The sequence below is a fragment of the Pseudovibrio sp. M1P-2-3 genome, assembly GCF_031501865.1.
Taxonomy (GTDB): Bacteria; Pseudomonadota; Alphaproteobacteria; order Rhizobiales; family Stappiaceae; genus Pseudovibrio; species Pseudovibrio corallicola.
Genome location: NZ_JARRCW010000001.1, coordinates 3,222,491 through 3,242,106, shown reverse-complemented (window position 1 = coordinate 3,242,106; position 19,616 = coordinate 3,222,491). Strand labels below are relative to the sequence as shown.

29 protein-coding genes are annotated in these 19,616 nt (G+C 54.6%); 26 read left to right on the top strand and 3 right to left on the bottom strand.

The window, feature by feature from the left end; translation table 11 throughout:
• Nucleotides 1–112: 112 nt before the first annotated feature.
• Nucleotides 113–1,071, bottom strand: a protein-coding gene (locus tag P6574_RS14140; RefSeq protein ID WP_310619020.1) for an IS630 family transposase whose coding sequence is annotated in 2 segments (ribosomal slippage) — nt 113–727 and nt 730–1,071 — 957 coding nt in all. Because the reading frame shifts where the segments join, the coding sequence is not laid out codon by codon here.
• Between the two features lie 77 nt (nt 1,072–1,148).
• Between P6574_RS14140 and P6574_RS14135 the strand changes: the two genes are divergently transcribed.
• The 10 genes from P6574_RS14135 to P6574_RS14090 are packed head-to-tail and all read left to right on the top strand — an operon-like array spanning nt 1,149 to nt 6,754.
• Nucleotides 1,149–2,561, top strand: a complete 1,413-nt coding sequence (locus P6574_RS14135; RefSeq protein ID WP_310620916.1) for a Mu transposase C-terminal domain-containing protein — start codon at nt 1,149–1,151, stop codon at nt 2,559–2,561.
• 22 nt (nt 2,562–2,583) lie between these two features.
• A complete protein-coding gene (locus tag P6574_RS14130) occupies nt 2,584–3,351 on the top strand; it encodes an ATP-binding protein (RefSeq protein ID WP_310620915.1) in 768 nt (255 codons plus the stop codon).
• On the top strand, nt 3,351–3,923 hold the full coding sequence (locus P6574_RS14125) for a hypothetical protein (protein ID WP_310620914.1): 573 nt from the start codon (nt 3,351–3,353) through the stop codon (nt 3,921–3,923). The genes P6574_RS14130 and P6574_RS14125 overlap by 1 nt, the downstream gene beginning before the upstream one ends.
• The gene (locus P6574_RS14120) at nt 3,914–4,264 is read left to right on the top strand and encodes a hypothetical protein (RefSeq protein WP_310620913.1); all 351 of its coding nucleotides are present in this window, start codon (nt 3,914–3,916) and stop codon (nt 4,262–4,264) included. The genes P6574_RS14125 and P6574_RS14120 overlap by 10 nt, the downstream gene beginning before the upstream one ends.
• Nucleotides 4,258–4,521: a hypothetical protein gene (locus P6574_RS14115; RefSeq protein ID WP_310620912.1), complete on the top strand. Its 264-nt coding sequence runs from the start codon at nt 4,258–4,260 to the stop codon at nt 4,519–4,521. Before P6574_RS14120 ends, P6574_RS14115 begins: the two co-directional genes overlap by 7 nt.
• Entirely contained in the window at nt 4,511–4,759 is a 249-nt protein-coding gene (locus P6574_RS14110; protein ID WP_310620911.1) for a hypothetical protein, read from the top strand. The genes P6574_RS14115 and P6574_RS14110 overlap by 11 nt, the downstream gene beginning before the upstream one ends.
• Nucleotides 4,760–4,770: 11 nt before the next feature.
• Nucleotides 4,771–5,301: a host-nuclease inhibitor Gam family protein gene (locus tag P6574_RS14105; protein ID WP_310620910.1), complete on the top strand. Its 531-nt coding sequence runs from the start codon at nt 4,771–4,773 to the stop codon at nt 5,299–5,301.
• A gap of 54 nt (nt 5,302–5,355) precedes the next feature.
• Entirely contained in the window at nt 5,356–5,589 is a 234-nt protein-coding gene (locus tag P6574_RS14100; RefSeq protein ID WP_310620909.1) for a hypothetical protein, read from the top strand.
• 46 nt (nt 5,590–5,635) lie between these two features.
• Nucleotides 5,636–6,334 carry a hypothetical protein gene (locus tag P6574_RS14095; RefSeq protein ID WP_310620908.1) on the top strand — a complete coding sequence of 233 codons (699 nt, stop codon included), beginning with the start codon at nt 5,636–5,638 and terminating at the stop codon, nt 6,332–6,334.
• A 12-nt stretch (nt 6,335–6,346) separates the two neighbouring features.
• Entirely contained in the window at nt 6,347–6,754 is a 408-nt protein-coding gene (locus tag P6574_RS14090; protein ID WP_310620907.1) for a gp16 family protein, read from the top strand.
• 2 nt (nt 6,755–6,756) lie between these two features.
• Here the strand turns inward: P6574_RS14090 and P6574_RS14085 are convergent, their stop codons facing one another.
• Nucleotides 6,757–7,077 carry a hypothetical protein gene (locus P6574_RS14085; RefSeq protein ID WP_310620906.1) on the bottom strand — a complete coding sequence of 107 codons (321 nt, stop codon included), beginning with the start codon at nt 7,075–7,077 and terminating at the stop codon, nt 6,757–6,759.
• Nucleotides 7,078–7,169: 92 nt separating this feature from the next.
• On the opposite strand from P6574_RS14085, the gene P6574_RS14080 reads away from it, so the two are divergent.
• The 10 genes from P6574_RS14080 (at nt 7,170) to P6574_RS14035 (ending at nt 15,471) form a co-directional block, all read left to right on the top strand.
• Complete coding sequence (locus P6574_RS14080; RefSeq protein ID WP_310620905.1) at nt 7,170–7,586, top strand: hypothetical protein; 417 nt, start codon at nt 7,170–7,172, stop codon at nt 7,584–7,586.
• A gap of 112 nt (nt 7,587–7,698) precedes the next feature.
• Nucleotides 7,699–8,898: an N-acetylmuramidase domain-containing protein gene (locus P6574_RS14075; protein WP_310620904.1), complete on the top strand. Its 1,200-nt coding sequence runs from the start codon at nt 7,699–7,701 to the stop codon at nt 8,896–8,898.
• Entirely contained in the window at nt 8,898–9,317 is a 420-nt protein-coding gene (locus P6574_RS14070) for a hypothetical protein (RefSeq protein ID WP_310620903.1), read from the top strand. Before P6574_RS14075 ends, P6574_RS14070 begins: the two co-directional genes overlap by 1 nt.
• A complete protein-coding gene (locus P6574_RS14065; protein WP_310620902.1) occupies nt 9,317–9,523 on the top strand; it encodes a hypothetical protein in 207 nt (68 codons plus the stop codon). The genes P6574_RS14070 and P6574_RS14065 overlap by 1 nt, the downstream gene beginning before the upstream one ends.
• The gene (locus P6574_RS14060) at nt 9,524–10,033 is read left to right on the top strand and encodes a DUF1804 family protein (protein WP_310620901.1); all 510 of its coding nucleotides are present in this window, start codon (nt 9,524–9,526) and stop codon (nt 10,031–10,033) included. It begins immediately after the preceding gene.
• Nucleotides 10,030–11,682 (top strand): phage terminase large subunit, encoded by a 1,653-nt coding sequence (terL, locus tag P6574_RS14055; RefSeq protein WP_310620900.1) that lies wholly within the window; start codon nt 10,030–10,032, stop codon nt 11,680–11,682. The genes P6574_RS14060 and terL overlap by 4 nt, the downstream gene beginning before the upstream one ends.
• Complete coding sequence (locus P6574_RS14050; protein ID WP_310620899.1) at nt 11,682–13,199, top strand: DUF935 domain-containing protein; 1,518 nt, start codon at nt 11,682–11,684, stop codon at nt 13,197–13,199. The genes terL and P6574_RS14050 overlap by 1 nt, the downstream gene beginning before the upstream one ends.
• 62 nt (nt 13,200–13,261) lie before the next feature.
• Complete coding sequence (locus P6574_RS14045; RefSeq protein WP_310620898.1) at nt 13,262–14,479, top strand: PBECR2 nuclease fold domain-containing protein; 1,218 nt, start codon at nt 13,262–13,264, stop codon at nt 14,477–14,479.
• 289 nt (nt 14,480–14,768) lie between these two features.
• Nucleotides 14,769–14,966 carry a hypothetical protein gene (locus P6574_RS14040; RefSeq protein ID WP_310620897.1) on the top strand — a complete coding sequence of 66 codons (198 nt, stop codon included), beginning with the start codon at nt 14,769–14,771 and terminating at the stop codon, nt 14,964–14,966.
• 10 nt (nt 14,967–14,976) lie between these two features.
• Complete coding sequence (locus tag P6574_RS14035) at nt 14,977–15,471, top strand: phage virion morphogenesis protein (protein ID WP_310620896.1); 495 nt, start codon at nt 14,977–14,979, stop codon at nt 15,469–15,471.
• 79 nt (nt 15,472–15,550) lie between these two features.
• On the opposite strand, the gene P6574_RS14030 is transcribed toward P6574_RS14035, so the two are convergent.
• Nucleotides 15,551–15,673 carry a hypothetical protein gene (locus P6574_RS14030; protein ID WP_310620895.1) on the bottom strand — a complete coding sequence of 41 codons (123 nt, stop codon included), beginning with the start codon at nt 15,671–15,673 and terminating at the stop codon, nt 15,551–15,553.
• Between the two features lie 36 nt (nt 15,674–15,709).
• On the opposite strand from P6574_RS14030, the gene P6574_RS14025 reads away from it, so the two are divergent.
• The 6 genes from P6574_RS14025 (at nt 15,710) to P6574_RS14000 (ending at nt 19,613) form a co-directional block, all read left to right on the top strand.
• On the top strand, nt 15,710–16,834 hold the full coding sequence (locus P6574_RS14025) for a hypothetical protein (protein ID WP_310620894.1): 1,125 nt from the start codon (nt 15,710–15,712) through the stop codon (nt 16,832–16,834).
• A gap of 41 nt (nt 16,835–16,875) precedes the next feature.
• Nucleotides 16,876–17,247 (top strand): capsid cement protein, encoded by a 372-nt coding sequence (locus P6574_RS14020; protein WP_310620893.1) that lies wholly within the window; start codon nt 16,876–16,878, stop codon nt 17,245–17,247.
• 142 nt (nt 17,248–17,389) lie between these two features.
• Complete coding sequence (locus P6574_RS14015; RefSeq protein ID WP_310620892.1) at nt 17,390–18,229, top strand: capsid protein; 840 nt, start codon at nt 17,390–17,392, stop codon at nt 18,227–18,229.
• A gap of 73 nt (nt 18,230–18,302) precedes the next feature.
• On the top strand, nt 18,303–18,665 hold the full coding sequence (locus P6574_RS14010; RefSeq protein ID WP_310620891.1) for a hypothetical protein: 363 nt from the start codon (nt 18,303–18,305) through the stop codon (nt 18,663–18,665).
• Between the two features lie 16 nt (nt 18,666–18,681).
• Nucleotides 18,682–19,149, top strand: a complete 468-nt coding sequence (locus tag P6574_RS14005) for a phage protein Gp36 family protein (RefSeq protein ID WP_310620890.1) — start codon at nt 18,682–18,684, stop codon at nt 19,147–19,149.
• Nucleotides 19,146–19,613, top strand: coding sequence for a Gp37 family protein (locus P6574_RS14000; protein WP_310620889.1), 468 nt, complete (start codon nt 19,146–19,148; stop codon nt 19,611–19,613). Before P6574_RS14005 ends, P6574_RS14000 begins: the two co-directional genes overlap by 4 nt.
• The last annotated feature ends 3 nt before the right edge of the window (nt 19,614–19,616 follow it).

The following is a 19,616-nucleotide window of genomic DNA, read 5'->3' as shown; positions in this document are numbered from 1 at the left end:
AAAGCCGACGCCCACTTTTCGGTGGTACGCTGTAATATGGATGCCTGCAGCTTGAAAAAGCAGACATCCACGTCTTCGAAGATACTTTCTAGGTGTTTATAGTCTTGAGCCTTTATACTGAAACATATCCAGCTGCCTTGAAGTAATTCCAACACTCTTGGGGTGTGAACAGATCGCATATGTCACCCAGAGCCTTTATCAAGGTCTCAAAGGTTCTGGCTTTCATTCTGCGTAGGTGTGCTTTGAGCTTGGAAAACGCCATTTCGATAGGATTGAGATCAGGAGAATAGGGCGGCAGAAAAAGGAACCAACACCCGCTTTGTCTGAGGGCCCTTGCGGCTTCTGGAACTTTGTGTGTGGACAGGTTATCCAGAATGACCACCGTTTTAGGGTGCAAGCATGGAGCCAGTTGTGTCGTGATATAAGTGGTGAATGCCTTGCCATTCATGGCCCCGTCCAGAACCCAGGGCGCAATGAGTCCCTCGTGGGTCAAACCGGCGATAAAGGTCTGGTTCTGCCAGCGTCCAAACGGCGCTGTGTCAAGGGCTCGTTCCCCTTTAAAGGCTCGGCCTCGCAGCCGGGTTAAATTCGTTTTAACACTGGTTTCATCGAGAAACACCAGTCTCTCAGGCAGATCACGCATTATAGGCTGACGGGTGTGGCGCCATTCATCTCTGGCATTTTGTACATGGAGTTTGCCACGCTCGGTTGCCACCAACGATTTTTTTTATAGGTGTAGCCAAGACGGCGCAAAGCCTTGGAGACGGAAGTATGGTGAACCCTCACTCCCTCAGCCATGAAAAGTGCATCACATAACTCCATCAACGTGATATCTCCGTCTTGATTGACCAGCTCGCGCAAGAAGGAGAGGTAGGGCTCCAATTTTCCGCCTCCCTTTGGGCGCCCTGTCCTGACCGGGATTAAACTCTGCCCCTCCCGAACTTTACGGGCCAAGCGAGATCCTGATGCTGGAGAGATCAGCAGGCGGCGTGCTGCTTCACGCCCGCTCATCCCGGATAAAATGAGCCTTTTAAAGCGAAGGCGTAAATCAAGTGAAAGTGGCCGGCCCATGTGATCTCCTCCCTAAAAGGAGTGAATCACAAATCAACCTGATTGGGAATCCCCAATCGATTCAGCGTTGCGCCTCATTGCTTTATGTAACCCGCTCAACCGAAGGGCTTGAACCAACCGACATCTATACAGCGGATGGTAAGACCTTTGATGCTTTTGTCGCGCATCCCTTTTCTGGAAATCCAATCCGCCCAGAGATCACCAGCATTCTGGATGTGGCCACCCGCAAAGTGGTGGGCTATTCCATCGGCCTTAAAGAAAAGGCCTATGATGTTTCTGAGGCCCTGCGTAATGCCAGCACAGCAAACGGCGTGGCTGCAATTTTCTATGTAGACAACGGCAACGGCTACAAAAACAACCTGCTGGATGAAGCAGCTGTGGGCATGCTGGCTCGGCTTGGCACCCACAAAGAACACAGCCGCGCTTACAATTCGCAGGCGCGTGGCATCATCGAGCGCTTCAATGGCTCCGTTTACACCCGTCTGGCAAAGACCTTGCCCAGCTACACCGGCACCGATCTGGATCGGGAAGCCTCCATGAAGCTGCATCGGCAGATGAAAAAGGACCTGAAAGAATTTGGAGCTTCCAAGCTGCTGATCAGCTGGGATGAGTTTCTCAAGGTCTTTGCGGCAGCATTAGAGTACTACAACAACCGGCCTCACTCTGCGCTGCCGGAAACCGTTGACCCGACCACCAACCGCAAGCGCCATATGTCCCCTAATGAATACTGGGCGTACTTTGAGGAAAAAGGCTTTGAGGCGGTTCGTCTCACCCAGGAAGACAGCGATGATCTGTCCCGCCCGGCAGTGCGGCGTAAAGTTTCTCGCGGCCTCGTGACCGTTGAGAAGAACCGCTATTTCTCCATGGATCTGGAGCGCTACGACCAGCGTGAAGTGATGGTGTGCTACGACATGCTGGACGCCGCTCAGGTGTGGGTGCGCGAGTTGGATTATGTGGATGACAAGGAAACTCCGGGCGCGTTGATCTGCACCGCCATGTTTGAAGGTAATGCTCAAGCGTACTTCCCCAAACCTGTCATTGAAACCGCCCGCGAGAAAAAGGCGGGGGCAGCGGTCAAACGGTTACAAGACAAACTCAAGCGGGTGCGTGAAGACATGCGCCCCGGCGTCCTGCTGGAACAATCAGCCGAGCAGCCCATGGAGGTGTTCTCCGCTGCACCCGGTTTTGAATCGCGGGACGCAGAAATGCAACCTGCCCAGTCTGAGACAGATCTCGTTGAGCGTGAGGACAACGTGGTGGAGCTTGAGGAGCATCAGCCCGCACCAAAGGTGGCCGCTAACTCGCGCAAACGCATCTTTGCCTCAGATACCGAACTGGCTGAGTTTGCCCTGCAACATCCTGTGGAGCTGAGCGAGTCACAAAAAGAAGTTTTGCGCGGCTGTTTGAGACGCCGGGTGGATCTGGATCTGTTCCGCATGTCTGGAATTGATGTGGAAGCCCTCAAACAAACCCTACGTGCCATTGCCTGAAGCTGAAATCCAAGGAAAGATGATGAAAAACGTATTCGTTGAAACCTCCAACGTTAAAAAATTCCACGGTGCTATTTCAGCGCTCAATCAGCGTGGTGCAGCCGAAGCCTGCCTTGTGGTGGTGGATGGCCTGCCGGGCCTTGGCAAAACAACAACCCTTCGCAATTGGGTGGCACAAACCGGTTCCGTTTACTTACGGGCACAGCAAGGCTGGACTGAAAACTGGTTCTTGAGTGATTTGCTCAAGGCAATGGATGTACATCCACCGCACTCATTGCAACAAAAAGCCGAACGGGTGCGTGGTGAACTGGCGCTGCGTCAAAGCAATGCGCTTTTTACCGACCACACCTTCAGCGTTGTTATTGACGAGGCCGACTATGTGTCCCGGCGCGAAAAGATCATTGAGACCATTCGCGGTCTGAGTGACAGCACCGAAATCCCTTTCATTCTGGTGGGTATGGGCAAGATCAACGACAATCTGGTTCGTTTTCCGCAAGTAACTTCAAGGGTATCGCAGCGGGTTAAGTTTGAACGCTCCACAAAGGATGATGTACGGGCCTTGATGGCTGGGCGCTGTGACATGCCGGTGGCCGATGACCTGGTCACCTTCCTGCACAAGGCATCCGGTGGCTATAACCGGGAAATTCTGGAGGCCATTGCCAATATTGAACGCTTTGGAAAGCGCAACCCTCCCGGCCCCGATGGGCTGACCCTTGCTGATATGGCGGGGCAAGTGCTCCTCAACGACCGGGCATCGAGTAAGCCAATCCTTGTACCGGAGGTTTACTGATGGCCATTCTGGAACCTTCCACTGCCCTGCTGCACCACCTTAACGACGGTGAGGAGCACTGCCTTAAGGGGCTGCTCGAGGCGCTGCCGTTTGACCGCCTGCAAATTACACGGGCCATCCGGCGCTTACGGGTGTGTGGGTTTCTCTTAAAGGGGAAGCGGGGCTGCTACCGCCTTAACGCCAAGGGGAAGCGGGCAGCCCAAAGTGGGCTTATCATTGCACGGGGCAACCCCAAGCTGGGGGCGGATTATTTCCGGCCCCACAAAAACAACACTCTGCGCCAGCGGGCATGGCGGGATATGCGGATCGCTACCACGTTCACCATTGGAGAACTGGTTCTACATGCGGCGCGGGAGCAGGATAAAACCCCGGAGGTAAACTTGCGTAACTATGTCTGGTGTCTCAGGAAAGCCGGGTATCTGTTAGCGCTGCCACGCAAAGATGTGAAAACACAGATCCGCTACCGGCTCATCAAGGATACCGGACCGATCTCCCCCAGCTACAACCAGAAACGCAAGGCCATGATTGACTTCAATCTGAACAAGGAGGGGGAGGAAGTGCTATGCAAGTAGATATCCCACGGCTTATTGAAGAGCAGATCACTAAACGAGGCAGTATTCAGGCGGTGGCTGACGCCATGGGTGTGTCGCGCACTTCCGTGAGCCTTTATCGCTCTGACAAACTGGCGGAAAATGGTGGGCGGGTTGACCGGTTTGAAGCCATTGCAATGGCGCGGTTTTACGACCAGGTGCTGTGCCCCCACCTCAAAACCGGCCTCAGTAAGGAAGAGTGCGCAAAGCATGCGACCCGCTCTGTCCCGCAAAGTGACCCGGACGCTTTAAGGCATTGGGCGACTTGCCAGAACTGCCCTTTGAAAATGGCAGAACCTGCCGGTCAGGGGCTCTCATGCTGAGTGAAATTCTACGCGAGTTACGGCTCTTATTCCTTACAGGTGATCCCAAAAGCCCGATGTTGCCGGAAAAACGGGAATATCTGGACTGGGGATTACAAACCAGCACCCACATTGCCGAGCAGTTGGAACGGCGGGTCAGCAGCCAGATTACACCACTGAACCAAGAACATCTGGAGGATCCAACGGTTACTCTGTTCCCCTTGGTGAATGTGGAGGCCAGCCCAGAAGAGCAAGAGGAGAGTGACCATGCTGAGTGAGAGCATTCAGGTCTTGCATGACTACTTTATTGAGATGCAGGAAATCTGCCCAGAGCTGACTGACAGCGAAGCCAGAATGTTTGCCTACCATATGCGCCGTTTAGTGAAAGTTGCGCAGGATCAGGAAATTCTGCTCGGCCTACCCAAACAAGAGGTGGCCCAAGAGCACTTGAACGACCCCAAAATCATCCAGTTCCCGAAGAGCTTTCGGGGACTGCACTACAACCTTGCCAAATGAAAGGACACCAAATGGCGAGAGCACGTTTGAAAACAGCAACAGAAGCCCTTCCAATTCCTCAAGATGACAGTCAGGCGCGGGAGGCTATCCGCGAAATTGGCGACCTTAACCGCGAGGCGATGCGCATTGAGGCGGAGTTGAACGATAAGGTGGCGGCACTGAGCCAGGAGTATGGGGAGCGTATTGCCCCATTGCAGGAACAGGTCCGTGCCAAGCAAGATGGCTTGAAAGTTTTCTGTGAGGCCAACCGAGACCGCCTGACCCAGAACAACCGGGTGAAGTTTCACCGCTTTGCCACCGGCGAAATCAGCTGGCGCTTGCGTCCGGCAAAGATCACCGTGCGCGGCAAAGAAAGTGTCATTGAAGCGATTAAGGCTGCTGGCCTGAAAAAGAGGTTCCTGCGGATTAAGGAAGAGATCAACAAGGAAGCTATGCTGGAGGACCGAACAACGGCAGCAGTCATCAAGGGCATTTCCGTTGGTTCTGATGGAGAGGACTTCATTGTGGAGCCCAACGAGACCGAGCTGCAGCAAGCCTCTTAAAGCCACCTCTGGCGGCCCCGCCGCCAGCCTTTTCTTCTAACATGGAGACCTGAAATGGCCAGTTATACCGACATTGGATTAGCCGACCTACTGGCTGCCAAACGAAATGCTGCCACATTGCAGCGCCACTGGGCCAAGCGTGGCTACATCGTCAAGGCCTCTGTCAAGTATAAGACAGAGCAATACTCCCCCACCACTATTACCATTGAAACCGATCTGGTGAACGGTCAGCCCAAAGGTTACTGCGGTGATCGTTCCCCCGTCGAGCCTGAGTTGATCGAGGTGTGAAGGCCTCGGCCCAAAAGCAATTTTCTACACGCAAGGATATTTAAAGATGACTGATTTTCTAAACCATAACGCTCTGGAACACGCCATTAAAACGACAGTGGCGGAGAAACTTTCCAGTGAAGCCATGATGACAAAAATTGAAAGTGAGCTTGATAAGACCGTAAGCTCTGCCATCCATGCTGCCCTACGCCCTTACTCTGACACGGGGAAAGCAATCACCAAGGCTGTAGAGCAAGCCTTGCAGGTGGACGGGGAATTGGGACTTCCTTCCTACAACGAGACCATCCTGCGGATACTGCGACCTCTGGTGCAGGAGCATGTGGACCGTATCGGGCAAGATAAAATTAAAGAAGAAATGGAGGGGTTGTTTGCCCGAGCCCCTGAAGAAATCAAGCTCTCCAAGCTTGTGGAGGAGTTTAAGGAAACGGAACTGCACAAAGAAGAGTGGGAAAACGGCGAAATCACCCTCATTGTCGAGGAGTGGCATCCAGATCATTTCCATATCTATCTGGATACAATAGAAGGCACAGAAAAGCGCCGCTGTAACTATAGAATTGATGTTCGCAGTAACGGCGAAGTGTCAGGCGCAGAACTTGACTACAAAGGAAAGTTAAACAAAGACACGCCAGTCTATTTCGGCAAAGGTCATGGCTTCAAAAAGTTGCTGATGAACCTTTATGCCTGCGGATCCAAGCTCATCATTGATGAGGATGAGTGTGACCCGTCTTATGGCCCCGACTATTGAGGGGAGCAAACCATGAGCCGTTATCTTGCCCAAATCCATATCGCCAAGAAAGACCTTGCACTGGATGATGACAATTACCGCGCCATATTAAAGCGCGTGACAGGAAAGGCCAGTGCCAAGGACTTGAGCGATGCGCAGCGGATGCGTGTTGTAAACGAATTCAAGCGCCTTGGCTGGCAGCAAGCAAACAAGAGGGGCGGCTGCTACCGCCCCGCATCCTCAAAGGGCTATGTGCGCAAGCTCTACGCGCTGGCCAAATCTCTGGGAACTCTGGGGTACTGGAACGCCCCTTACAAGCAGGCGCTTAAGGTGTTTGTCAAAAACCGCTGCGGCGTCGATGATCCCGAGTGGCTGACCTATGCTCAGGCCAGCCCGCTCATTGAAGCTCTCAAGGAAATCGAAGAGAGGGAGAAGAAGTGACCTTATTTACAGCGGGCTATACCCAGAAAGTCATTGGTTTGGGTGTGCCAAACAGTTACTGCAAAACTATGTCCCTCCGGTTTGTCGATACTATACAGCAGCCCTTTGCACAGCATTTGATCAATGGCATTATTCCACGCAATTCCAGTGGTAGACGAGTGCAGCATAAATTGATCTTCAGTGTTCCACTGGGCTTTCTCAATCCGGTCGTACTCAAAAACCTTCTCCAAGGCTTTCTCCTGCCAAGGGGCAAGGTTTGGCATCTGGGCATGGGCGGTAGAACTAAGCAGGAAGGCGGCAAGGGCAATAACAAAACGCTTCACGGTGACAACTCCAGACAACAAAATTACAATCTGAAATTGTTTTATTGCATGTCTGCTCTCTGTCAATCGACAAATGAACGAAAGGCGCTGTCATGAGTGGTGTGGGACTATCCTTAAGCGATGATATGAGCGCAGTTTTGGAACACTGCGGCGAGGAAGTGGCGCAGGAGTTAATGGACCGGCTGCCGGGGGTGGAGATCAAGGTACCGCTGGCCTATTCCAAGGGCAATCCGCTCACCCGGCTGGAAGTGGAAACCGCCGAATGCATCATCGAAAAGTTTGCAGGCGAAAAGCTTTACGTGCCCACAACGGCGGTGCGAATTGACAAGGTGGCCGCCGCACGGGAGATGCGCAAGGAGGGCAAAACCTCTCTGGAAGTGGCACTGGCTCTGGAAGTAAGTGAGCGCTATGCCCGCACTCTTTTATCCCGCACAGGACTTCCCAAGCCACGCAGGGTCCACCCGGACCAGATTGATCTGGAAGATTACTTAAAGGCTGCCTCGAAGTAAGAGGGCAGCCTCTTTCCTTTGCGCCCCGTCTCGCGGAACAGTTCCGGCGCATCTTTTTCTAACCTCAGGCACATTCAAACCAGATGATTTTAACCTCTGGAGCTTGGTGCCGATGTCTCGATCCAATACCGTTTCCCTTTTGCGCTCTGGCGGTGGTCAGGAGCTGGATACCACCGACGCCCTGGAAAGATGGGCAAGAGCGATGCAATGCGATGAAGATGTCTTGCAAGCCATCTTGGAGGTGGAGAGTAAGGGCGATGCATTCGACCATCGGGGCCGCCTGATTATCCTTCCCGAAAAACATGTATTTTACCGTGAGTTGCCCAAGGAGCTGCGCGCCAAGGCGGTGCGGCAGGGGCTGGCGGTCAAACGCTGGAGCAAGGCCAACTACAAAGGGCTTGGTAAATCCGGTTCCAATGAGCGCTGGGATTTGCTGGAGCGCATGGCGGACTTTCACGAAGAAGCGGCGCTTAAATCCTGCTCCTACGGCATGGCTCAGATCATGGGCTTTAACCATGCCAAATGTGACCATGCCAGTGTTACCGGATTTGTGAGAGCGCTGGCGCAAAACAGCCTGCAACAGGTTGATGCGTTTTTGAGCTTTCTTGACAGCTCCGGGCTGGATGATGCTCTGCGCAAAGGCGACTTTCGCGCCATTGCCCGAGTTTATAACGGGTCTGGTCAAGTGGAGTTTTATGCCCAACAGATGGCGCAGGCCTATGCAAGGCTGTCAGGGGAAGACCTTGGAGCCTATACCCACACGCTCCAGCTTGGCAGTTCCGGCTATCGGGTCCGTGCACTGCAGGGGCGTTTGGCTGAACTGGGGTATGCGGTTAAGGTAGATGGGGATTTCGGTCCTGCCACCCGCCGCGCTGTGGTGGCGTTTCAGGTGGATAACGGCCTCACCGTGGATGGAGTTGTAGGCCGCGCCACTCAGGATGATCTGGAAACCGCTTCCCACATCAACCAGACCAATGGCAACTCTCGTGCAGACTTAACCGTCAAAACCTTGCGCAAACAAGGCTCGAAAACCGTTCAAAAAGCCGACCGTCTAACACAGCTAGGATCGGGTGTTTTGGCCACCAGTGCCGCAGTCACCGGCCTTGATCTGGCCCCGCAAAACTATCTTGAACGTCTTTCCGGTTGGTCAGAGCAGTTTGGTATGCTCCGCATTCAGCTTGCCCCGTTGTATTCTCTGGTAATGGAGAACAAGTGGATGCTTGCCATAGCGGTCGGTGTGGCTGTTATTATCTTTGCTCGCCAGATCAAGCAGCGCCGCCTTGAAGATGCGCAGAATTGGAGGACCATCTAATGGGCTTCCTTCTCACTCTTGGCACTCGCATATTCTCGTTCCTCGGCAGCGGTGTCTTAGACCGCATCTTTTCCCACATTGAGCAGAGGTCCGCTCAAGAAAACGAGCGGGACAGGATCGCAGCCGAGGTCACCAAGGAATCCATTAGGGCTGAGGTGGAGGCCCGCCGTGCGGCTCGTGACATTGTGCTGGCGGAGCAAGGGTGGTGGGTGACAGCTATGATCCGTCCGGCCTTTGCATGGCCTATTGTGATCTGGTCCGGGGCCATTGTAGCTGACAGCCTGTTTCACTTTGAGTGGAATGTTGCCGCCTTGCCATCGCCCTTGAACGAGTGGGCGGGCTGGATTGTTGCGGCGTACTTCCTCACTCGTCCTTTTGAAAAAGCCCTGCGCGGAGCCATATCCCGGAGGGGCAAATAATGTCAGAGCAAATCGCACGCGAACTCGGCGAAATCAAAGGACTGCTGCAGGGCATTGAGAAAAAGCTGGACAGCGTTGACGCCCGGCAGAACCAACAGGATGCCCGGCTGCGATCGGTAGAGACCAAGTCGGGCGTCTACAGCGTTGTGGCGGCCTCCATGGTTTCTGTGTGCATCGCCATTATCAAAGACAAGATCGGGACGTGAATGGGCAACAAACCACAAAAGGCAGAGCAGAAGCGGAAGGCCCGGCGCTTGTTTGTGCTGGAGCGGCAAGCCATTCCCACCATTGCCCTGGCGCTTCATGTTTCTGAAAGCACTGTGCGGCGCTGGAAAAAGGACGCGCTGGCCAATGGCGACAACTGGGATGCGGTGCGCTCGGCGCAAATGATGGCTGGCGAGGGCTTGGAAACGGTCGTCACCAGTGTTGTTGAAGACTTCACTGTGCTGTTTCAGGCAACCATCGAGCAGCTCAAGAGCTCTGATAATCTTGAGGCGGCAGAGCGGGTCAAGCTGATGGCCTCCCTGTCCGATGCCTTTAACAAAATGGTGGCCTCTGCGGGCCGTGTTGCCCCGAAAATCTCTGAGCTGGGCGTGGCCAATGATGTGCTGCAGCGCCTTGGCGAGTTTATCTTCAAGCACCACCCCCAGCACACCGAAGCGTTTCTGGAAATTCTGGAACCGTTCGGAGAAGAACTGGCGAGGCAATACGGATGAGAGCCCTTAAACCGGCGCTGAAAGCCACTGACTTTAAAAAGAACATTGCCGATATGGCGGAACAGTTCCGCCAGAAAATCGAACTGGAAGTGGACGCCTTTCCAGCCGACCCGAAGCTGCGCCAGCAACGTGTGGCGGCAGTCAATGAGGATGAGAGCGGCTACCGGTATTTTGCTGAAACCTACTTTCCCCATTACTTAAGCAAACCCGCCAGTCTGTTGCATGATCACCTTTACGAGGACTTGCCCCTCATGGTGGCAACGCCGGATGGGCAAAAAAGGCTGGTAATTGCCCCGCGTGGCTCGGCCAAGTCCACCCATATCAGCCTGATTTTTCCACTGTGGTGCATTGTGCGCGGCCTCAAGCATTACATCGTGTTGATCATGGATGCTTTTGAACAGGCGGCGGTGATGATTGAAGCCTTAAAGGCAGAGCTGGAGACCAACCCGCGCCTTGCCTATGACTTTCCTGAGGTGGTGGGCCAGGGGCGCACCTGGCGCGAGGGCGATATCATCACCAGCAACAACATCAAGGTGGAAGGCTTTGGCACCGGCAAGAAAATCCGTGGCCGCCGTCATGGCCCTTTCCGCCCGGACTTGGCGATCCTGGACGATATTGAAAACGACGAGAACGTAGACAACCCCAAGCAGCGCGACAAGTTGGAAAGCTGGATCAGCAAGGCGGTCCTGAAGCTTGGCCCCACTGATGGCTCCATGGATGTGCTTTATGCTGGAACCGTGTTGCATTTTGATGCGGTGATCGTCCGCTTTTCCAAGAAACCACAATGGCAGGTGACCGAGTTCCGCGCCGTGCTGAGCTGGCCTGACCGCATGGACCTGTGGGATCAGTGGGAAGAGGTTTACCTCAATGAGGGCGAACCGGCAGCTGATGCGTTTTACTGTACACAGCAAGGGGAGATGGACCAAGGGGCGGTTCTCAACTGGCCGGACAATCACACTCTGCTGTTCTTGATGAAAGAGCGGGCCGATGATCACGCGGCCTTTGAAAGCGAATACCAGAACAAGCCCATCTCCGGCGACAACCCGTTTCAGGATCTGCAATACTGGGTCCAGCGCAAAACGGATTGGCTGTTCTTTGGCGCAATTGATCCCTCATTAGGCAAGAACAACAAGGGCCGCGATCCTTCCGCCATCCTCATTGGCGGCTATGACCGGGAAAACAATATTCTGGATGTGGTAGAGGCCTCTATTCGCCGACGCCTGCCCGATATGATCATCTCGGATGCCATTGCCTTGCAGCGCGAATACAGGTGCCAGTTATGGTTTGTGGAAAGCGTCCAGTTTCAGGAGTTCTTCCGCACCAACTTGATGAAAGAAGCGGCCAAGGCGCGACTGGCCATGCCGTGTATTCCCATTATTCCTTTGACAGACAAGAACCTGCGTATTGAGCGGTTACAGCCACCTGTGAAAGATGGTCTCATCCGCTTTTACAAAGGCCACTCAGTTTTGATTGACCAGCTGCAGCAGTGGCCCAACGCTGACCATGACGATGGCCCAGACTGTTTGGAAATGCTGTGGACCAACGCCGTGGAGAAGTCCTCTTCCGCTTTGAGTAAAGAATCCTTCAAGACAGCGCCCCGCACAACAGGCGGACTGTTTAGCGGTTACACCTTTGGAGATTATCGCTGATGGCAAACATGCCCAAACAGGGTGGCAAACTGATTGCCACGCCGAAAAACGATGTGACCATCCCGTTCTATTCCGATGTATTGGAGCCGCAAGACCCGACTTTGAAAGCAAGAGCGGGAGGCCACGGCTTGAAACTCTATGACGAAGTAAAGCTGGATGGCCGTGCCCGCACGGCGCTGGAAAAGCGTATCAAGAAAGCCACCAAGCGCGACTGGACAGTGGAGCCTGCCAGTGAAGAGGCCAAGGATATTGAAGCGGCGGATGGGATACGCGCTATGCTGAGCCAAATCCCGTTCGACCAGATCTGCAACAATCTGCTTTACGCCATTCTAAAGGGATATGCGGTGGCAGAAATCGTCTGGCACCGGAATAAGGATGGCCTCATTGCGCCCAAGTTCATCAAAGACCATGATCCGGCCCGCTTCCGCTTTGATCATGAGTGGAAGGCGCGTCTGCTTACCACAAGCAACTTTCTAACCGGAGAGGTGTTGCCAGAGCGCAAGTTTATCGTGCACCGCTTTGGGGCGAGCGGTAACAACCCATATGGCCTTGGTCTTGGCGCGGTTCTGTTCTGGCATATCCTTTTTAAACGTGATGGGGCCAAGTTCTGGATGGTGCATCTGGAAAAGTTTGCCTCCCCCACGCCATTTGGCAAGGTGGCCTCGGGCACAAGTCCAGAGCATAAGGACGAGTTCCTAACGCTTCTGCGCCAGCTGGTACAAAACGGGGCCATCGTTGGAGAAATTGGCGATGAGGTGGAGTTTCTGGAGGCCAAACGGTCCGGGGATGCAGGCTTTGAGGATTGGGTGCGCTACTGGGATGAACAGACCAGCGAAGTGGTATTGGGCTCCACACTCTCCACCGGCGTAAAGGGACAAGGTTCACGGGCTGCTTCGCAAACCCATGCTGATGAGACCGAAGATCTGGTGGATGATGATTGCGACCAGCTTTCGGCCACGCTGAATGAGACACTCATTCGTTGGATCTGCGAGGCCAACTGGCCGGAGGCGACCCCGCCCGGTGTGTGGCGCTCCCGTCCAGAAAACGAGCAGGAACAAGAAGCGCTCAAGAAACAGCGTCATGAACGCCAGCAGTCTGCCCTTAAGGTTTTAAAGGAGGCCCGCCTGCAAGGATATGAACCCAAGGACACTCTCGCGCATTTGAGTGACATCATGGGCGTTGAAATGGTGGCGATGAAACCGGAAGCCACACTGTCTCAACCTGCCTCTGTTGCTTTCACTGATGCAGACAATGCCACCGCAGACCTTGCCAGCCAGCTGGAAGAGTTGGCCGCTCCTGAATTGGAGGCGTGGCTTGCTGCGATCAAATCCAAGTTGCAAAGTGCCTCCAGTTATCAGGAAGCCTCGCAAGGGTTATTGGAGGCGTTTGCCCCTATGAACATTGATCCTTTGGGCAACCTCATGGGCGATGCCTTTGCTTTGGCTGAGCTTCAAGGACGCTCAGAGGTTATGGAAGAAACGGGGATCAAGCCCGAAGGCTCAAAAAAAAACACCTGAATTCGGAAACCTTCGCGGAGGGTGAGCCGTTTAAGGAAGCACTGGACTTCCACCGCCAGAAAGTGCCTCTGCCCACCAAGGCCTGGTCAGACCTGATGCACCAAGGCCATGACCGCGCCTTTGTGGTGGCAGGTGCCACCAAGGCCGCCTTGCTGGAAGACTTCCAGAAAGCCATTGATGACAGTTTGAGTAAAGGACTGCCCTTTGAAGGCTGGCTTGACAAGGACGACACCTACCACCCCGGATTTGTGGATCGTTTTGACGACATCGTGAAGCGCCACGGCTGGGACTATAACGGCGGGCGGAACTGGCGGGCACGGGTGATTTATGAAACCAACCTGAAATCTGCCCACGCCGCTGGCCGTTACAAGCAGATGAAAGATCCGGCCACCTTAAAGGCGTTCCCGTACTGGCAATATGTGCATGGGCTGGAGCGGGTTCCAGTTGCCGCCAGAGCCGAGCATGAAGGCTGGGATGGCTTGGTGCTGTCCGCCAACGATCCGTGGTGGGATACCTATTACCCGCCCAATGGCTGGAAGTGTGGTTGCGGAGTGCGCACCATCTCCAAACCCAAACTGAAACGGTTGGGCAAGAGCGGACCGGATCAGGCCCCGCCCATTGCCTATGAGGTTATGCAGGATCCGGGCACTGGTGAACTGATCAACTACCCCAAGGGCGTGGATATGGGCTGGGGCTATGCACCAGGCAAAAGCTGGGCGAATGGTTTGGTGCCAAGGGAGCGAGCAGACGCACTCAAGGCAACCAGTATTGTAAGGCCTAAACCTGATTTGGCACCCCTGAGCGGACAGGCAAAACCGGCACAGGCCAAGATATTGCCGGAAGGGAAAAGTGATGAATTCTATGTTGAGAGTTTTCTGGATGAGTTTGGGGCCTCCATAGGAGACAGTACTGCCTTTCGGGATAAGGCGGGGCAGGTATTGACGGTATCAGACAAGCTTTTCCGCAATGGCTCTGGCACTTGGAAGGTTAAGAAACTGGGGCGCGAAGTTACGCTTGCTTATCTGGCAGAGGCCATTGTGGACCCAGACGAGATATGGGTGGACTGGGTCACTGGACCAAATGGCGAAACACTGCTTATTCGCCGCTACCTGCGCTACTTTGAGGAGCTAATGGGATTTGCAAGCTTTGGCTGGAGCGCGAAGGGATGGGAAGGCAAAACAGCCTTTAACCCTACTAAGGGGCGGCAAAACAAACCAGATGCAAAGTACCTGGAAAAGCACCGGAAAGGATCTTTGCTTTATCGACGGGAAAGTGAGTGAAGGGTTGCTTAAGGCGATCCACAACCGCACTGCCTGAACTTTAAGATCCCGCCCTAGCGCCGGGGGTCATACTTCAAGCTTGCTGCCATCACTCATTTAGATGGTAAGCCCAGTGAGGCAGCAAGTCAAAAGAAAACGGTTTGTAGAAGTAACTTAAAAGACAGTGGATGCGCACTGCCTACAGCAACACCGGAATGAAAGACCTCGCATCGGTCCACGGTGCTGTCCGCTAAATAAAGGTAGCCCTGTGTACTTGTGGTGGCAAGGCAAAACTAAAGGAGGCAATATTATGAGCGAATTAAATAAGGAAGCTTTGGAAACAGCAGCTAAAGAACTTTGGAGCCAAGGAATTGAATCTCTCTATCCTGAGTTTGAAAAGCTCGAGAAGGCTGAGCACGACAATTACGTTTGGGGAGCTGAGCAAGTCATTCTGACTTACCTCAACCACCTTAAACAACAAACAAAACCTGCACTTGAGAACCAATAGGCCGCCGACCATGTTCACCCTACGCTTTGACAGCAGCCAGATGGATGAAGAGCTGAAGGCTCTTGCGGGCCGCTTTGAGGACAATACCACCTTGCACTCTATTATGGGCGCAGCGCTCTATGACCAAACACTGGAGCGGTTCGAGCGTGAGGAAGGCCCGGACGGCAAGCCGTGGGCGAAGCTGTCTCCGCTTACCCTTGCCAGCCGTCGCAGTAAGCGGGGCACCTTGCGGGCAACAGGAGGTCTGATCCGTTCAATCAAGGTGCAGGTCGACAGCAGCAAGGCGGAAGTGGGCACCAACCTGAACCACCCTAAAGTGTGGGTACATCAGTATGGAGCGGTCATCCGTCCGCGCCGCAAAAAGGCACTGGCCATTCCCAACGGCAACGGCGGCTTTGTCTTTGCTGGTAAGGCCACCATTCCAGCGCGGCCATATATTGGCTTGGGGCGGGGTGATGAAGAGGCGGTGCGCGAGGCTTTGGAAAGCTATCTTCTGGACGATTAGAGGCCCTTAATTTTAAAGCCCATAGAAAGCCATTGCAGACAAGGATGATAAATCCCCCATGAATTTTAAACACCTTGCGTTAGAAGCCCGTTAGAAACCGTTCTGGAAAGTGTTTTAGCTCTCCACCTCCCTTACAAGTTGTTCTCTTTCCACTTTCAAGCGTCGGAACTGTTCCGGCGCTTTTGTTTTTTTTAGCTGCCATTGTTGCCTCCAACATTTTGTTATGGAGCGCGAACAAGTGGCCAAGCCAGCAAAAACCCAAACCAAACATATCGAAGTTTTTAAGCCAGGCACCTTTACCGCCATGAGCGGCGTGTCGTTCAGCGCCACCGCTGAAGACTTGAAAGCTTTGGCCGGGCGCTATGACGCTGCCAAGCATCCGGTGCCGGTGGTAATTGGCCACCCCACAACCGATACACCCGCCTATGGCTGGGTCAAAGAGTTTGCCTATGATGATGAGACTGAGCGCCTTATTGCCGAAATTGGCGAGCTGGAACCCTCCTTTTCCGAGGCCGTCTCAGAAGGCCGCTACAAGCGCATTTCCATGTCATTTTACAAGGAAGGCTCCACTGCCAACCCAGCGGGCGACGCCCTTTACCCCAAACATGTGGGTTTTTTAGGCGCGGCCCCGCCTGCTGTGCCCGGTTTGAAACCGGTGGAGTTTTCTGGAGCGGACAGCGAAACCCTTACTATCGAGTTTGGCGACCCAGCCCTTAAAGACGTTGCGAGCCTTTTCCGGTCAATGCGGGATTTCTTCATCGACAAGTTTGGTCTGGAAGACGCCGACGCCACTTTGCCCAACTGGACCATCAACTGGATTGATGAGGCGGGCACGCAATCATCCCCTGAACTAGACAATTTTTCCAACCCTGAAGAGGACCCGGCTATGCCCAACACACCCGGCAGAGGCACGGCGGCGCTTGATGCCCGCACCGCTGATCTTGATGCCCGAGAACAGAAACTGAGGGCGCGTGAACAGGAGCAAATCAGCGCCGACCATGACGCCTTCACTGAGGGCTTGATTAATGAAGGCCGTCTGGCAACCGGCAACAAGGGCCGCGTTGTGGCATTGCTCAACTCCATTGCGGCAAGCGAGCCGCAGGAAGTCTCCTTTGCTGAAAGCGGTGAAACCAAAACCGAGGACCTGCTGGCGGCCACCAAGTCCCTCCTGTCCAGCCAGTCCAAGATTGTCGAGTTTGGCGAACAGGACCTGGGCGAGGCTCCGGGCGAACTTGCCAATGATCCAGAGGCCATTGCTCTTGAGGCCATGAACTTCCGGTCCGAGCAGGCGGCCAAGGGCGTGGAAATCTCCACATCCGCAGCGGTTTTGGAAGTGCGCAAGAAGCGCGGCCTGTCCGACTAAACCCTTTTCATACAACCTTGAATTTACCCGGAGTTTTTAAAATGCACTCTTTTGGTCTTGTCAAAAACTTTACCGCTGAAGGCGACATCCCCAAGCGCCGCCTTGTGACCCATGGCACCAGTGAAGGTCATGTGATGCTGGCAAGCGTTGGCTCTCGTATCCTGGGCACCACCGGCATTGCCGGGGCCATGATGGGCGAGCGTGTGGACGTGTGTCTCGATAGCGTGCGTGAGGTGGAATATGGCGGTGACATCGCCTTTGATGACCTGCTCACCTCGGACGCAGAGGGCCGCGCCATTAAGGCCGACCCAGCTGCCAACACCCATGTGTATGTAATCGGCACGGCCATGTGTTCCGGCGGTGTCGGGGCCATTGGCAATGTGCTGATCCGTCCGTTTGAGTTGGCTGGCTAACGCCGCTCACTCTTTCCCCTTTTAACAGTTTTAAACCAGAGGTTTACCCATGAGCGCCACCGGCCAGTTTTCGACAAGCCCCACATTGACGGCGATTGCCATCGCCTACAAGAACGCAGATTACAGCCTGATTGCCGATCAAGTGTTGCCCCGCATTCCAGCGCCTGCCCCCGCCTTCAAGTACCAGATCTACAATGATGCGGAGGCGTTCACCCTGCCCAACACACATGTGGGTCGCCGGTCCTCTCCCAACATGGTGGAAATTGAGGGTTCCGAGAAATCCGCAAGCGTGGATGCCTTCGGTATTGATGTGCCCTTGGATGTGGTCACCATTGAAGAAGCCAAGCGCAACAAGTTTAACCCCGAAACCCGCGCAACTGAGCGGGCCACAGACATTGTTCTTCTCGACAGGGAAGTGCGGGTGGCCAAGCTGGTGACCGATCCGGCCAACTACCACAGTGACCACGTGGAGGCTTTGTCCGGTAGTGACTTATTCTCTGATCCAGACAGTGATCCGGTCTCCATCATTGAAGACCTGATGTCCACCTGCTGGCAAAAGCCTAACCAGCTCACCTTTGGCTTTGCGTCGTGGCGGGCATTCCGCAAGCACCCCAAGGTGGTGAAGGCGGTCAATGCCAATTCCGGTGATGAGGGACGCATTTCCTTAAGTGCCGCCACAGAGCTGCTGGAGGTGAAGCGTATTCTGGTGGGGGAAAGCCGCATCAACATCAACCGCCCCGGCGAGAACCCGGAGCTGAACCGTGTCTGGGATGACGTGGTTTGTGGCCAGTTCATCAATCAGAACGCCGACACCACCGGCGGCATCACTTTCGGCTTTACCGCTCAATACGGCAGTAAGGTGGGCGGCACCTTGCCAGCCAATATGGGGATCCATGGCGGCAAACTGGTGCGCTCGGCGGAGGAAGTCAAGGAGCTGATCGTCGCCAACCGTGCTGGCTTCCTAATCCAGAACGCCGCCTAACCCTTTCGTACGTGAGGCTCGCGGCAGCCGCTGCGGGCCAGTCTTTTCCCTTTTGAAATCAGGACCTAATCCAATGGCAGACAAACAGACCTATCCGGTACTATCGCCGCTGCGCCACAACAAGGTGCGTTATGCGCCTGACACCGGCAAAGCCCAGGTTGAACTCACCCGCAAGGAAGCCGAAGCGCTGCTGAAGCTGAAGGTGATCGGAGCGCCGGAGCCAGTAAAGACCGTACAGGAAACCGCCCCCAAACCGGCGGAGGGCACAGCTGATGATCGCACCCAAGCCATTTTGGACGCCATCGCCAAGCTGGGGCCGGATCAGTTCAACAAGGATGGCTCCCCCAAAGTGGCCGCCGTTGAAAGGCTCACCGGCTTTGATGTCTCCGCCGACGAAGTGAAAGTCCTTCACCAAGCCACCCCTGTCAAAGCTTAGGAGGCGCTAGAACCTGATGAGCAACGAGCGCTACCTGACTCTGGGTGAATTCAAGGCCCTGCATGATGAAGAGGACCTTCTGGCTGTTTGCGGCCTTGGCGGCTACAATTCAGCGTCAGGTCGCGTTTTGAATGAAGGCAAGCTTTACGAGTATATGGGCCGTGCCCAGAGCCTGATAGACGGCTACTTGCTGTCCCGCTTCCCGCAGCTCAAAACCTTGCCCGTTGAGCAAATGCCGCAGGCCTTAAAAGGAGCGGCAAGTGATCTGATCATCTACTGGCTACGCGACCGGGTGGGCGATCAAGGCGGCGTCGATGATGTGGTCAAGTCCCGCTACACCGACGCGATCCGGTTCTTAAAAGACGTGCGTGAGCGCAAGGCTGATCTGGGCCTGCCCGCCCTGTCCACAACACCCACTAAATCGTCCGTTCAAGGCAGCTTTCCTGAAAGCCGCTCCGCTTCAGCGTGGGAGGGACTGCTGTGACCCTAATCGCTAAAATTGAGGCGGCCTTGATTGAGCGCCTGAAAAGGCAGCTGACCAGCGCATTCTATGTGGCGTCCTTCCCAGCCGATCCACGCCAGTTTGACAGTGCCAGAATGAAAGCTGCTGCCCTGGTCCATTTCTCCGGCTCCCGTTACCGGGATGGGGTGGAACTGGATGGCAGTTCGCAGCTGCGCGAGCTGCGTTACACCATTGTTCTTTACCTGCATGACCTTCACGGCGGCGCTGGAGCCTATCCCATTTTAGAGAAAGTCCGCCACGCCTTGATGAATGTCTCCGTTGAAGGGGCCACCCCCATCAAGATGCTGTCCGAACAGCTCACCGATGCCGAAAAGGGCCAATGGGAATGGCAGGTGGATATTGCCTGCACCGTGCGCTCTGTGGCCGCCCACCACCGTCTGGAACGCCCAAGACGTCCTCTTAACAAGTTTACCGAAAAGGAGTGAGAC